The sequence below is a fragment of the Plantactinospora sp. BC1 genome, from assembly GCF_003030345.1.
Classification (GTDB): domain Bacteria; phylum Actinomycetota; class Actinomycetes; order Mycobacteriales; family Micromonosporaceae; genus Plantactinospora.
This window is the reverse complement of sequence record NZ_CP028158.1, coordinates 4,885,488-4,899,744: the sequence shown is the minus strand read 5'-3', so window position 1 is coordinate 4,899,744 and position 14,257 is coordinate 4,885,488. Positions and strand designations below refer to the sequence as shown.

The window sequence follows — 14,257 nt, the reverse complement described above, 5'->3', positions numbered from 1 at the left end:
ACTCCCTTGTACCAGCGCGACCAGCCGCGAGCTCCTCTCATTGACATCGATGCAACTCTCTGGTTACCTGCACGACATAGTAAGCGTTTCCACAGCGGCCCCGGCCGCGACCCGACGAAGTGGAGTGCGCTATGCCCCAACTGCCCAGACGCAGCCTGCTGATGGGCGTCGCGATGGCCGGCGTCGCGACCCAACTCCCCGGCCCCCGACCGGCCGCCGCCGCCCCACCCCGGGTCGCACCGGCCCGACCCGAAACGCCCCCCGCCGCCAACCCCGACGCCCGGGTGCCGCTGCGCTGGCTCGACGGCGACGCACCCCGCGCCCTGGTCGGCGCGACCTGGGGTGTGCCGTGGCCGCGCGGCGCCCTGCCCCGGGGCCAGGAACTCGCCCTGACCACCGCCGCCGGCACGCCCGTACCCGTGCAGTCCTGGCCGACCGGATTCTGGCCGGACGGCACGGTCAAGTGGACCGCCCACGCGATCGGCACCGGGGTACCACCCGCCGACGACTACCTGCTCCGGCCCGGCCAGCCGGCCGCACCGGACGTCCCGTTGCGGGTCACCGAGACCGCCAGGGTGATCGAGGTGGACACCGGCGTCGTCCGCTGCCGGATCGCCCGGCGCGGTCGGGTGCTGGTGCCCTCGATCGTCCGCGGCGACCGCACCGTCGCGGCGAACGGCACCCTCGTCTGCCTGCGCCGGGACGCCACCGGCGAGGACGAGGCGGGCACCGTCCGGCAGCAGCGGTTCAGCGCCGAGATCCACGAGGTACGGGTCGAGCAGCGCGGCCCGGTCCGGGCGGTGGTCCGGGTCGACGGTCGGCACCGGGCCGTCCGGGGTCGCCGGGAGTGGTTGCCGTTCACGATCCGGCTCTACCTCTACGCCGGCAGCGACGGCATCCGGATGGTGCACACCTTCGTCTTCGACGGCGACGAGCGCAGGGACTTCGTCAGCGGCCTCGGCGTCCGGTTCCAGGTACCGATGACCGACCAGCCGCACGACCGGCACGTGCGGTTCGCCGGGGACGGCGACGGGATCCTCGGCGAGGCCGTTCGCGGGATCACCGGCCTGCGCCGCGACCCGGGTGCGGCGGTCCGGCAGGCGCAGGTCGCCGGCGAGCGGACCCCCGACGTGGCCAGCTGGGACACCCGGGTGAGCGGCCGGCTGCACCTCGTGCCGGCCTGGGGCGACTACAGCCTGCGGCAGCTCTCCGACGGCTGCTTCGACATCCGCAAACGCACCCGGGCCGGGCACGGCTGGGTGCAGGTCGACACCGGTCGGCGGGCCGGCGGCCTCGGCTATCTGGGTGGCGTCTCCGGCGGTCTCGCCTTCGGCATGAAGGACTTCTGGCAGCTGCACCCGACCCAGCTCGACGTCCGGGGCGCGGCCGGTGAGAGCGCCGAGGTCACCGTCTGGCTCTGGTCACCCGACGCCACCCCGATGGACCTGCGCTTCTACCACGACGGGATGGGCCAGGACAGCTATCCGGAGCAGCTGGAGGGGCTGGAGATCACGTACGAGGACTACGAGCCCGGCTTCGGCAGCCCGTACGGGATCGCGCGCACCACCGAGATGTACTTCTGGGCGCTCGGCGGCACGCCTTCCGCCGAGCGGTTCGCCCAGCTCGCCGCGGCCGTCCGGACCCCGCCACTGATCGTCGCCCCGCCGGCCCAGCTACACGCGGCCGGCGTCTTCGGCGACTGGAGTCCGGTCGACCGGAGCACCCCGGCACGGCGGGAGATCGAGGACCGGCTCGACTTCCTCGTCGACTTCCACCGCGATCAGGTCGAGCAGCGTTCCTGGTACGGATTCTGGAACTACGGCGACATCATGCACAGCTACGACCCGGACCGGCACGTCTGGCGGTACGACGTCGGCGGGTACGCCTGGGCCAACTCCGAACTCTCCCCCGACCTGTGGCTCTGGTACCAGTACCTGCGCTCGGGCCGGGCGGACGTGTTCCGGTTCGCCGAGGCGATGACCCGGCACACCGGCGAGGTCGACGTCTACCACCTCGGTAAATACCGCGACCTCGGCACCCGGCACGGGGTGCTGCACTGGGCCGACAGCGCCAAGCAGTTGCGGATCAGCAGTGCCGCGTACCGGCGCTTCTACTACTTCCTCACCGCCGACGAGCGGGTCGGCGACCTGATGCGTGACCTCGTCGACGCCGACCGCACCTTCCTGGCCCTGGACCCGATCCGCAAAATCCGCACCGAGCCGTACGAGCCGGACCCGCATGCGCTGGGGATCGGGTTCGGCACCGACTGGAGCGGCCTCGCGGCGGCCTGGCTGACCGAGTGGGAGCGCGACGGCGACCCGGTCGCCCGGACCAAGCTGGTCAACACCGCCCGCTCGATCGCCGCCCAACCGAACGGCTTCATCCAGGGCGACGGCCTCTACGACCTCGACACCGGGCTGTTCGCGATCGGCCCGCCGAAGGTGAGCGTGGGCTCGCTCGGCGCCGTCTTCGGCCTGGTCGAGATCTGCGCCGAACTCGTCGACCTGCTCGACCTGCCGGAGTTCACCGACGCCTGGTTGCAGTACTGCCGGCTCTACAACGGCACCGCCGCCGAGCAGATCGCCGAGACCGGGCAGTCGTTCGGCAGCCTCAACCTGCGCCAGGCGCACGCCCGGCTCACCGCGTACGCCGCCGCCCGGACCGGCAACCCGGCGCTGGCCGCCCGCGCCTGGCAGGAGTTCCACACCGGCCACGCCGGCTATCCACGCAACCTCGACTGGCGTTCCGTCCGGGTCGAGGGTCCGGCCGTGCTGAAACCCGTCGACGAGGCGAGCTTCGTCTCCACGAACGCGAGTTCCCAGTACGGCCTGGCCGCGATCCAGTGCCTGGCGCTGGTCGGCGACCACCTACCCGCTCAGGAGGAGCGATGAGACCGAGGACGAAGTTCTGCGCAGTGCTGGCCGTGACGACCCTGTTGACCGGCGCCGGAGTGGTGGTCGCGCTGGGGGCGGCGGCCGCGCCGGTCCGGTCCGGGGGCGGGCCCGGCGTCACGGCGGGCGACCCGAGCCGGCTGCCGGCCGACCCCCGTCGGATGGAGAGCCTCGGTCGCGGGGTCGTCGCCGTGCGGTCAAGCGGCAGCCAGGTGCTGGTCAGCTGGCGGCTGCTCGGCCTCGACCCCGCCGGTATCGGCTTCAACGTCTACCGGGCCACCGGCGGCGGTGCGGCCGTGAAACTCAATCCGTCGCCGCTGACCGGCGGGACGAACTACACCGACGGCAGCGCGAACCTGGGCCAGTCGAACACCTACCACGTACGCCCGGTGGTCAACGGTGCGGAACAGGCGCCGAGCCGTTCGTTCACGCTCTCCGCCAACCACGCCACCGAACCGGTGGTCCGGGTGCCGTTGCGCGCCGGTGGGGCGGTCAAGTTCGTCTGGGTCGGCGACCTCGACGGCGACGGCGAGTACGACTACGTGCTCGACCGGCAGACCTCCCCGCAGACCGTCGAGGCGTACCGCGGCAACGGCCAGTTCCTCTGGTCGGTCAACATGGGCCCGAACAGCACCAACCAGAACAACATCGAGGGCGGCTCGGCCACCATCGACGTCGGCCACAACGACGGCGTCACCGTCTACGACCTCGACAGCGACGGCCGCGCCGAGGTCGCCCTGCGGATCGCCAACGGCGTCCGGTTCGGCAACGGCACCACCTTCACCAACAGCGACAACAACCGGCAGTTCATCGCCATCCTCGACGGCCTGACCGGGGCGCCCCGGGCCACCGCACCGGTGCCGACCGACTACCTCGCCGACGGCCCCATGTACGCCCGCTTCGGCGTCGGTCACCTCGACGGGGTCAACCCGAGCCTGGTCGCCTTCATGAAGAACCGGATCGGCAGCGGCGACTTCAACCTGATGATGACCGCCTGGCGGTTCACCGGCCAGTCCCTCAGCCAGCAGTGGAAGTGGCTGCGCGGCAACCAGAACACCCCGGACGGGCACAACACCCGGATCATCGACGTCGACGGCGACGGCCGGGACGAGGTCGCCGAGATCGGGTTCGTACTCAACGGAAACGGCACCCTGAAGTACTCGCTTGGACCGCAGGGTGTCATCCACGGCGACCGCTTCCACATCGCCAAGATGGATCCCAACCGCCCGGGTCTACAGGGCTACGGTGTCCAGCAGGTCAACCCCAGCGGGCTGCGCCAGTACTACTACGACGCGGCCAACGGCTCCATCATCTGGCGGCACGTCGAGTCGGGTACCGCCGACGTGGGGCGCGGCATGGCCGGTGACATCGACCCGCGCTTCCCCGGCATGGAGGTCTGGTCCTTCTCCGGGCTATACAACGCGCCCACCAACCGGCTCGCCGAGCCGAACACCTCGCTCCAGCCGTGGCCGCAGCTCGGGCTCTGGTGGGACGGCGACGTCACCATGGAGCTGCTCAACGACGGCAAGATCGAGAAGTGGAACCCGAACAGCCCGACGGCGAGCGGCAGCGTGCCCCGGCTGGTCAGCACCTGGAACTACGGCGCGGTCAACGCGAGCCAGGGCGTCCAGCCCACCTTCGTCGGCGACATCCTCGGTGACTGGCGCGAGGAGGTCGTCTACACCAACGCCAGCTACAACGAGCTGATCATCTTCACCACCAACCAGCCGAGCGGCACCCGGCTGTACACGCTCGCGCACAACCCCGCCTATCGCAACGCGATGACGCTGAAGGGGTACATGCAGTCCCACCACGTCGACTACTTCCTCGGCGCCGGGATGAGCACCCCGCCCCGGCCGAACATCAGCTACGCCGCCCGGTAGCCGAGGGTCCGGCAGCAGGACGGTGGGTGGGGCGGGCCCCGGGTCGGCAGAGCGGCCCGGGACCGGCCCCACTCCGGCATCGAGAACCGTCGAGAGCTTGACAGGCGCCATGTGAGCGCTAACACTCAGCGCTAACAGCACGGTCCCCCAGGTGCGAGCGGTGGGCGCCCGACCGCTGACGAACCTGTCCCGATGTGTGCACCGGCCACGGCGGCCGACCCGGATCGGAGTCTCGTGATGCGCATCCTTCCCGTCCTCACACTCTCGGCGGTGGCGGCCGGCCTCCTGGTCCTGGTCCCGGGGTCGCCCGCGCGGGCGGCGACGCTGCCCACCGGCGCGCGGTCGCTGGAGTCGGTCGGCCTGCCCGGACGGTACCTGCGACACCAGGACCACCTCGGGCGACTCGACGAGGTGACGAGCGGCAGCAGCGCCCAGACCAGACTCGACGCCACCTTCACCGTGGTGAACGGGCTGGCGTCGCCACGGTGCTACTCGTTGCAGGCCGCGAACGGGCAGTTTCTGCGGCACCGGGACTGGCGCCTGCGGATCGACCCCAACACCGGCGACCCGACGTTCCGGGCCGACGCCACCTTCTGCCCGGTGGACGGCCCGGTCGCCGGGTCGGTCTCGCTCGCCTCGTACAACTACCCCGACCGGCGGATCCGGCACCGCGACTCCGCGCTCTGGCTCGACCCGTACCAGGACACCGCGACGTTCCGGGCGGAGAGTGCGTTCCGGCTCACCGCGCCGTGGGCGCCGAAGACCACCAGGGGGCCGGTCATCCCGGGCCTCTTCGCCGACCCGCACCTCACCACCTTCAACGGCCGCTACTACCTCTACCCGACGACCGACGGGTACGCCGGCTGGAGCGGCACCTACTACAAGGCGTTCTCCTCCACCGACCTGGTCAACTGGACCGACCACGGCGTGATCCTCGACCACGGGCCGGACGTGTCGTGGGCGGACGACTCCGCCTGGGCCCCGGCGGTCGCCGCCGGCAACGGCCGCTACTACCTCTACTTCAGCGGCGGCGCGGCCAGCGGCAACACCGCCAAGCAGCTCGGCGTCGCCGTCGCGGACACCCCGACCGGACCGTTCCGCGACGCGCTGGGGCATCCACTCGTGCGCGCCGGCCAGTTCCCCGGCGGTCAGGCGATCGACCCGATGGTCTTCACCGACGACGACGGAGTGTCCTATCTGTACTGGGGCCAGGGCGTGGCGAGGGTCGTCCGGCTCAACGCCGACATGGTCTCGTACGACCCGGCGCAGGTGCGCACCATCACCCCACCCGGCTACAACGAGGCGCCGTTCGTGTTCAGGCGAAACGGCACCTACTACCTGATGTGGTCCGAGAACGACACCCGCAGCGAGGACTACCGGGTCGCGTACGCCACCGGGACGTCACCGTTCGGGCCGTGGACCAACCGCCGGGTCGTACTCCAGAAGCGGCTCGACGCCGGCATCAGGGGCACCGGCCACCACTCGGTGGTACGGGCGCCCGGCACCGACACCTGGTACGTCGCCTATCACCGGTTCGCCGTGCCGGCCGGTAACGGCACCAACCGGGAAACCACCATCGACCGGATGGAGTTCAACGCCGACGGCACCATCCGGCCGATCGTCCCGACAGCCTAGGGCCACCGGAGGGAACCTCATGTCGAGAACAGTCGTCCGGCTCAGCGCGGTACTCGGCGCCGCCTGCCTGCTCCTCACCTCGTGGTCGGCGGCGGCGCCGGGACAGGCGGCGGCGCTGGACCCGTTCACCGGCTACCTGATGGCGCACTTCGTCGGCGAAGGGGCGGCCGGCCAACAGATCTCCGTCGCACACAGCAGGGACGGGCTGCACTGGACCGACCTCAACAACGGAGGTCCGGTCCTCCGCTCGACGGTCGGCACCCGTGGCGCCCGGGACCCGGCCCTGGTCCGCTCCCCCGCCGGAGACCGATACTGGATGATCGCGACCGACCTCTGCATCGGCTGCGGACAGGACTGGGACGGCGCCGTCAACAACGGCAGCCGCAACCTGGTCGTCTGGGAGTCCACCGACCTGGTGAACTGGTCGGCGCCCTGGCTGCTCAACGTCGCCGGTGCGATTCCGGACGGACGCAACGCCTGGGCGCCGGAGGCGATCTGGAACCCCGCCACCGGCGACTACGTCCTCTACTGGGCGACGAACGCGACCCGCAACGGGGTGCTGAAACACCGCATCTACCAGGCCCGGACGACCAACTTCCGCAGCATCGGCACCCCACAGGTGTACATCGACCGGGCCGGTGCGCAGGGCATCATCGACACCCAGATCGTCGAGGTTCCGGCCGGCGTCGGCGGCTACCGCTACGTGCGGGCCTCCGGCGACGGCCAGATCACCGTCGAGGGAAGCAACTCGGTCCTCGGCACCTGGACCACCCTCGGCAACCTCGCCGGGATCGGCCTGACCGGCTCGCAGGTCGAGGGGCCGATGTGGATGCGGTTCAACACCCGCACCGAGTGGGCGCTCTATCTCGACCAGTACTCCTCCGGACGCGGGTACCTGCCCGTGCTGACCGCCAACCCGTCGAACCCCGGCGGCTACCGGATCCCGGCGTCCGGCTCGTACGCCATGGGCGGCACCGTCAAACGGCACGGCTCGATCCTCAACCTGACCGCCGCCGAGGAGAGCCGGGTGCTCGCCCGCTGGGGCCACAGCACACCGGTCAACCGGATCCAGTCCTACAACCACCAGGACCGGTACGTGCGGCACGCCGACTTCGACGTACGCCTCGACGCCAACGTCAGCCCGGCGCAGGACGCCCAGTTCCGGCTGGTACCCGGGCTGGCCGGCGGCTCCGACACCAGATCGTTCGAGTCGGTGAACTTCCCCGGCCACTACCTGCGGCACTACGACTTCGACTTCCGACTGGAGGCCAGCGACGGCACCGCCACCTTCGCGGCCGACGCGACCTTCCAACCCGTCGCCGGGCTCGCCAACTCCGCCTGGACCTCGTACCGGTCCTACAACCACCCCGACCGCTACATCCGGCACAGCGGCTACCTGCTCCGGCTGGACCCGATCGGCGACGCACAGGGCCGAAGCGATGCCACCTTCCGGGCGACCAGCTAGCTGTAGTGACCATGAGCGTTGTTGACGGCGTGTCGGCTTGATCGATGGAGAGACCTCCGGCGAGGTGTGAGGTGCTGACGCCCATACCTACCGGAGGTCTCTATGGCCCACCGTAACGCCCGGCTTTGCGCGCAAGAGACCGCAACAGCACGCCCCCCTTTGCCCGTGGGGGCCGGGACGCCGGCCCCGCCCCCCCCCCCCCCCCCCCCCCCCCCCCGGGTAGCCCGACGTTGGACGGTGCGACCCGAGCGCAATGGGTCTGCGGCGGACACTGTCGAGCTGCCCCGCTTGTGCTCCCGGTCTACCAGGCGCGGTTCGGAGCCGATCCGAGGCGCATCGAGGGCGGGCGCGACGTCCTCGGAGGACGAGATTGCCCACCAGAACGACCTCGCGCTCCTGGTGGGCACAAACGGGGCAGCTCTACAGTCTCGGCCACAGAGGTTCCCCAGGAGGCCGGCGGCGGGACAGGCGACGCCAGGTCCATGCCTGGCCTCGCCCTTGAGGGGATGACCGGCTCCCGATCGGGTACCAGACCGGGATGAACGGTTCGACACTCGCCAAGACCGGACTGGCCACCGCGCTGACCGCCGCCGCCGGCTCGCTTGCCACCGACCCCAACTCCGCCTGGTACCGGTCGCTGGACAAGCCCGCGTGGCAGCCGCCTCCGGCGGCCTTCCCCGCCGTCTGGACCCCGCTCTACGCCTCGATCGCGTTCGCCGCCGCCCGCGCCCTCGACGCCAGCACCAGCGTCGCAGAGCGCGGCAGGCTCCGGCGCGCGTACGCGATCGATCTCGTCCTGAACGCCGGCTGGAACGCGCTCTTCTTCCGGGCCCGCCGGCCACGGCTCGCCCTGGCCGAACTGGTCCTGCTGAACGCGGCCAACGCCGCCCTGCTGCACCGAGCCTGGCGGGCGGACCGGGTGGCCGGGGCGGCGCTCCTGCCCTACCTGGCCTGGACCGGCTTCGCCACCGCGCTGAACGCCACCATCGCCGCCCGCAACCCGGGCCGCTGACGTACCAGCAGGTGGGCGGCGGGGTCCGGTCGGGCCCGGCATCGGGTATGGTTCCCAGCGTGACGCGTTCGTATCGATGGTTTAGTCAGCCGGCTCCGGAGCCGGTGACTCAGCCATGACCTGACGTCACCAAGATCCAGCAGAGCCGGCTGAAGCAGGGACATCGTCCCTGCTTTTTCCATGTGATCAGCCGGCTCGGCTCCCGGGCGCCGGCCCCGGGGTGGCGGTCGGCAGAGAGGGAGCCTCGACGATGACCACCACCGGGATGGGTCGGGTCAGCGACCAGCGCATCGACCGGATCGTGCCGCTGACCACCCCGGCGCTGCTGCACCACGAACTGCCCCTGGACCAGGCGTTGGCCGATGCCGTGCTGGACGGCCGACGATCGGTCGCCCAGGTGCTCGACCGGGAGGACGACCGGCTGCTGGTCGTCGTCGGCCCGTGCTCGGTGCACGATCCGGCGGCGGCCCTGGACTACGCCCGACGGCTACGGGTGGCGGCGGCCGAGCACGCCGAGGACCTGCTGGTGGTGATGCGGGTCTACTTCGAGAAGCCCCGCTCCACCGTCGGCTGGAAGGGCCTGATCAACGACCCGGGGCTGGACGGTTCCGGCGACGTGAACGCCGGGCTGCGGGCCGCCCGTGCGCTGCTGCTGGACGTCCTGCGGCTGGGGCTGCCGGTCGGCTGCGAGTTCCTGGACCCGATCACCCCGCAGTACATCGCCGACACGGTGGCCTGGGGCGCCATCGGCGCCCGTACGGTCGAGAGCCAGGTGCACCGCCAGCTCTCCTCCGGCCTCTCCATGCCGATCGGGATGAAGAACCGCCCGGACGGCAGCGTCGGCACGGCGGTCGACGCGATCCGGGCCGCCGGGGTGCCGCACGTCTTCCCCGGCATCGACGTCTCCGGGGCTCCGGCGATCATGCACACCCGGGGGAACGCGGACTGCCACCTGGTGCTGCGCGGCGGCCGGGGCGAGCCCAACTACGACGCCGAGTCGGTGGCCGAGTCGCTGGCCCTGCTCCGGGCGGCCGGGCTCCCCGAGCGACTGGTGATCGACGCGAGCCACGACAACAGCGGCAAGGACCACCGCCGGCAGCCGGTGGTCGCCGCCGACGTGGCCCGGCAGATGGCGGACGGCCAGCGCGGCATCGTCGGGCTGATGCTGGAGTCGTTCCTGGTACCCGGCCGGCAGGACCTGGACCCGACCCGGCCGCTGGAGTACGGGCAGTCGATCACCGACGCCTGCCTCGGCTGGCCGGAGACCGAGGAGGTGCTGGCGGACCTGGCGGCGGCGGTCCGGGCCCGGCGGGTGGCGGCACCGACAGGTACCGCCCTGAACTGACTGTCCGGGTCGGCGGCGGCCGTTCGAGGCCGCCGCCGGGGACGCCTCCGAGGTCGCCGCCGGGACTGGCGGGTGTGACGTAGCAGTCAGTTGGGAGATCCATCGGGACGCAACCGTGCGGTTCGGTGCGGCGTCTGGATCAATAGGGCGAAAGACGCGCGTACGGTTGTGCTCGCGCCGGCCGCCCCGCCCGCGACCTGCCCGCCAGCATCCAGAGGTTCACGCGAACATGCCGAAATTTCGCCGACGCAGCCTGATCAAGGCCGCCACGCTCTTCACCTGTGCCCTGCTCGCCGGGGTGGTGGTCGCCGGGGCGGCGTTCCCGGCCGTGGCCATGTCCGGACTGGCGGCGAAGGCCGGCGCCGACTCGTTCCAGGACCTGCCCACCGAGTTGACCGTGCCGCAGGTGCCGGAGGCGACCCAGGTCTTCGCCGCCGACAACAAGACCCTGATGGCGACGTTCTACGACGAGAACCGCCAGGACGCTCCGCTGCCCGAGATCTCCCAGGCGATGCGGGACGCGATGATCGCCGCCGAGGACCACTCGTTCTACCGGCACAACGGGATCGACGTGAAGGGCTTCATGCGGGCCCTGGTCTCGAACTTCACCGGCAACTCCCGGCAGGGCGCCTCGACCCTGACCATGCAGCTTGTCCGGATGTCGATCACCTACGGTGCGACCGACCCGAACGACGTGGTCGCGGCCAGCGAGGACACCAACGCCCGGAAGCTGCGCGAGATGCGCCTGGCGGTGGCGCTGGAGAACAAGCTGACCAAGGACCAGATCCTGGAGCGCTACCTCAACATGGCGCCGTTCGGCCACGGGACGTACGGGGTGGCCGCGGCGAGCCGGTTCTACTTCGGCAAGGAGCCGAAGAACCTGACCGTGCCGGAGGCGGCGATGATCGCCGGTCTGGTCAAGTCGCCGAGCTACTACGACGCGCTGGACAGCAAGGGGCCGGGCTACGGCCGCACGGTGGACCGCCGCAACTGGGTGATCGGGCAGATGCGGGAGACCGGCGCGATCACCGAGCAGGAGCAGGCGGCGGCGCTCGCCACACCGCTGACGGTGAAGGGGCAGCGGCCGGCCAACGGCTGCACCAGCTCGGTGCACAACGACTGGGGCTTCTTCTGCGACTTCTTCTACCGCTGGTGGATGGATCAGGAGGCGTTCGGCAGCAGCACCTACGACCGGGAGCGGCGGCTCAAGGGCGGCGGGTACCGGATCGTCACCACCCTGGACCCGGCGGTGCAGAAGGCGGCGTACAAGAACGTGCAGCAGTACCTCCCCACCGGCCGGAAGGACGCCCTGATGGTGGCGGCCGTCGAGCCGGGCACCGGCCGGGTACGCGCGCTGGCCACCAACCGGACGTTCGGGCTGGACAACCCGGTGAAGCCGAAGAACCCGATCTCCAGCAACCCGAAGCAGGCGGACGCGGGGATGCGGGCGACCTATCCGCGTACCACCAACCCGCTGCTGACCGGTGGCGGCGACGTCGCCGGATATCAGGCCGGGTCGACGTTCAAGATGTTCACCATGGTGGCCGCGCTGGAGCAGGGCTACCCGCTGAGCCACACCTACAACGCCCCGCAGCGCTACCCGTCGAAGTACTCGGCGGAGCGCGGCACCGACTCGGCCTGCACCGGCACCGAGCGGTGGTGCCCGGGTAACGACAACGCGAGCATGGCCGGCGTGCACGACATGTGGAGCGCGTTCGGCCGCTCCGTCAACACCTACTTCGTACCCCTGGAGGAGCGGGTCGGCGCGGCGAAGGTCGTCGACGCGGCGCAGCGGCTCGGCATCAGGTTCCGGCAGCCGGGCGAGGCGGCGATCGCCAAGGACCCGGTCCAGGCCGACGGCTGGGGTTCGTTCACCCTCGGTGTCTCGGCGACCACCCCGCTGGACCTGGCCAACTCGTACGCCACGCTGGCCGCCGACGGGAAGCACTGCGCGCCGATCCCGGTGCAGGAGGTCAAGGACCACACCGGCAAGGTGCTCGACATCGCCAAGCCGCACTGCGAGAAGGCGGTGGATCCCGAGGTGGCCCGGGCGGCGATCGACGCTGCCCGCTGCCCGGTCGGCGACCAGTCCGCCTACGGCAGGTGCCGCGGCGCGACGGAGGCGGACGCGCACCGGGTGGTGGGGCATCCGATCGCCGGTAAGACCGGTACCACGGACAGCGAGCGGACCGCGTCGCTGGTGACCATGACCACGACGCTCTCGGTCGCCGGCATCATGGCCAACCCGGACTGGCCGGAGACCACCACCGACATGGACCACGACATCGTCAACCCGGCCGTCTACGAGACGCTGGCCGACGCGATGAAGGGGAAGCCGAAGAAGGACTTCCCCCGGCCCGGCGAGAAGCTGGTCTACGGGGACCAGCGGTCGGTGCCCTCGGTCACCTGCCGCTCGGTCGACGACGCCACCTCGGCGCTGCGCAACGCCGGTTTCAAGGTCGAGGTCGACCCGAACCGGGTGGCCTCGAACTGCCCGGCCGGTGCGGTCGCCGGCACCGACCCGGACGGCCGGACCGTCTCCGGCGGCGTGGTGATGCTGCGGGTCAGCAACGGCCAGCCCTCGACCAACGGTCCCGGCGGCGGCCGGCCCTCGACCGAGGGCGGCACCACCGGGGGTACGGTCAGCGACCGGCCCGGACGACGCGGCTGACGCCGACTCCGGGGCTGACCGGCCCCGGAGATGGGTACGCCGCCCATGGCGAGAGCCATGGGCGGCGCGGTGTCGGTGTGCAGGTCGCCTCTCGGCGAGTGGCACGACGCGGCTCCAGCCGGACGGTATTCCGCGAAGGCAATAGGGTGAGGCCCGGGGACACTGGACACACCGACAGTCCTAGTCAACCTCGGATCCGGGCCCGGTGTTCCGACCTTGGCCGTGACGCACGTCACCAGCTGCGGAAACCGGACGGCGGGTGCGCATCGGTACGGGTTTGGCCGATCCGACACCGGGTAGCTGATCTCCGTGACCGACCAACCGGCCCCGGACGAGTCGACCAGTCCGGAACTCGACGCCCTGCTCGACGACCTCTATTCCGGTCAGGAGCGGCTCACCCAGGCGGAGATCCAGCGACGGGCGGTCGCCGCGGACGTCTCCGCCGAGCTGCTGACCAGGATCACCGCGCTTCCCGAGGGCGAGTACGCGGTCGACGAGGTTGCCGACCTGCTCGGCGGTACGGCCGGCTGACCCCGGAGGGCGAGGAGAGAACCGATGACCGAAGACGACCGGCCAGAGCAGGCTCGCCTGGCTCCGCTCGGCCAGCCGCCCGGAGAGACGGATCCGCAGGACGATCCGGACTTCACCGCCGAGCACGACAAGACGGCGGTGGACGAGGAGATCATCACCGACAGCGACACGGAACGTGAGCCGGAGTCGCCCCGGGGCTGGTCCGGCATGCAGCGCTGACTTCTCCGCACCACGGCCGACCCGCCCCGACGGGCCGCCCCCGCTACCGGGAGGCGGCCCGCTGTGCGACGGCGTAGCCCATCTGGAGGAAGTCGGAGGCGGCCACGGCGGTGAAGGCGGTGGCCACCAGCCGGGTCAGCCGGGGGGCCAGCACCAGGCCACCGGTCAGCCCGGTGGAGACCCAGACGGCCAGGCAGAAGGGGCAGCTCAGCAGTTCGCCGACGGCGTGCCTGGCCGAACTCCCCTCGTCGCGTACCTGCTCCATCACCTCGCCGCTGCCGATCGGCCGGTCGTAGCGGGTGAACGGCGCTCGCAGCGGGCTGGTCACGGCGTCCTTGGAGAGCAGCCGGCTGAGCTTGTGGGTGGCCACCGAGAGCAGTACGACGTCGGAGACGCTCGGCCGCTCCGGTACCCGGCGCCCGGTCGTCTTCGCCGCGATGCCCAGCGCCAGCGCCACCCCGGCGTAGGTGCCCATCGTCGCCAGGTAGCCGCCGAGCGGCCGGTGCTCGTCGGGCGCGTACGCCTGCCGAAGTCGCGCCACCCTGTCCCGTACCTTCATCCCGCCTCGTTCCGCGTTCCGCGTGCCGTCCGATGCTGCCGCCCGC

10 protein-coding genes are annotated in these 14,257 nt (G+C 71.3%); 9 read left to right on the top strand and 1 reads right to left on the bottom strand.

Translation table 11 applies throughout. From position 1 onward, the window contains the following. Positions 1-131 precede the first annotated feature (131 nt). From C6361_RS21445 to C6361_RS21405, 9 genes are all read left to right on the top strand, one after another. Complete coding sequence (locus tag C6361_RS21445; protein WP_107268785.1) at positions 132-2,891, top strand: Tat pathway signal sequence domain protein; 2,760 nt, start codon at positions 132-134, stop codon at positions 2,889-2,891. Then, positions 2,888-4,774, top strand: a complete 1,887-nt coding sequence (locus tag C6361_RS21440; RefSeq protein WP_199853036.1) for a hypothetical protein — start codon at positions 2,888-2,890, stop codon at positions 4,772-4,774. The genes C6361_RS21445 and C6361_RS21440 overlap by 4 nt, the downstream gene beginning before the upstream one ends. A 237-nt stretch (positions 4,775-5,011) precedes the next feature. Further along, the gene (locus tag C6361_RS21435) at positions 5,012-6,409 is read left to right on the top strand and encodes a family 43 glycosylhydrolase (protein WP_199853035.1); all 1,398 of its coding nucleotides are present in this window, start codon (positions 5,012-5,014) and stop codon (positions 6,407-6,409) included. Between the two features lie 19 nt (positions 6,410-6,428). Next, positions 6,429-7,874, top strand: coding sequence for a glycoside hydrolase family 43 protein (locus C6361_RS21430; RefSeq protein ID WP_107268783.1), 1,446 nt, complete (start codon positions 6,429-6,431; stop codon positions 7,872-7,874). Positions 7,875-8,412: 538 nt separating this feature from the next. Then, positions 8,413-8,886, top strand: coding sequence for a TspO/MBR family protein (locus C6361_RS21425; protein ID WP_107268782.1), 474 nt, complete (start codon positions 8,413-8,415; stop codon positions 8,884-8,886). 250 nt (positions 8,887-9,136) lie between these two features. Next, positions 9,137-10,231 carry a 3-deoxy-7-phosphoheptulonate synthase gene (locus C6361_RS21420; protein ID WP_107260212.1) on the top strand — a complete coding sequence of 365 codons (1,095 nt, stop codon included), beginning with the start codon at positions 9,137-9,139 and terminating at the stop codon, positions 10,229-10,231. A 229-nt stretch (positions 10,232-10,460) separates the two neighbouring features. Next, on the top strand, positions 10,461-12,902 hold the full coding sequence (locus tag C6361_RS21415) for a penicillin-binding protein (protein ID WP_107268781.1): 2,442 nt from the start codon (positions 10,461-10,463) through the stop codon (positions 12,900-12,902). A 300-nt stretch (positions 12,903-13,202) separates the two neighbouring features. Next, a complete protein-coding gene (locus C6361_RS21410; RefSeq protein WP_199853526.1) occupies positions 13,203-13,433 on the top strand; it encodes a hypothetical protein in 231 nt (76 codons plus the stop codon). 24 nt (positions 13,434-13,457) lie between these two features. Beyond that, positions 13,458-13,652, top strand: a complete 195-nt coding sequence (locus C6361_RS21405; RefSeq protein WP_107260218.1) for a hypothetical protein — start codon at positions 13,458-13,460, stop codon at positions 13,650-13,652. Between the two features lie 43 nt (positions 13,653-13,695). Here the strand turns inward: C6361_RS21405 and C6361_RS21400 are convergent, their stop codons facing one another. Then, positions 13,696-14,211 carry a DUF1360 domain-containing protein gene (locus C6361_RS21400; RefSeq protein ID WP_107268780.1) on the bottom strand — a complete coding sequence of 172 codons (516 nt, stop codon included), beginning with the start codon at positions 14,209-14,211 and terminating at the stop codon, positions 13,696-13,698. Positions 14,212-14,257: the final 46 nt, after the last annotated feature.

Excerpts from the sequence above, each read along its gene's own strand:
- C6361_RS21445 (WP_107268785.1), top strand. The coding sequence starts at position 132 with ATGCCCCAACTGCCCAGACGCAGCCTGCTGATGGGCGTCGCGATGGCC.
- C6361_RS21440 (WP_199853036.1), top strand. The coding sequence starts at position 2,888 with ATGAGACCGAGGACGAAGTTCTGCGCAGTGCTGGCCGTGACGACCCTG.
- C6361_RS21435 (WP_199853035.1), top strand. The coding sequence starts at position 5,012 with ATGCGCATCCTTCCCGTCCTCACACTCTCGGCGGTGGCGGCCGGCCTC.
- C6361_RS21430 (WP_107268783.1), top strand. The coding sequence starts at position 6,429 with ATGTCGAGAACAGTCGTCCGGCTCAGCGCGGTACTCGGCGCCGCCTGC.
- C6361_RS21425 (WP_107268782.1), top strand. The coding sequence starts at position 8,413 with ATGAACGGTTCGACACTCGCCAAGACCGGACTGGCCACCGCGCTGACC.
- C6361_RS21420 (WP_107260212.1), top strand. The coding sequence starts at position 9,137 with ATGACCACCACCGGGATGGGTCGGGTCAGCGACCAGCGCATCGACCGG.
- C6361_RS21415 (WP_107268781.1), top strand. The coding sequence starts at position 10,461 with ATGCCGAAATTTCGCCGACGCAGCCTGATCAAGGCCGCCACGCTCTTC.
- C6361_RS21405 (WP_107260218.1), top strand. The coding sequence starts at position 13,458 with ATGACCGAAGACGACCGGCCAGAGCAGGCTCGCCTGGCTCCGCTCGGC.
- C6361_RS21400 (WP_107268780.1), bottom strand. The coding sequence starts at position 14,211 with ATGAAGGTACGGGACAGGGTGGCGCGACTTCGGCAGGCGTACGCGCCC.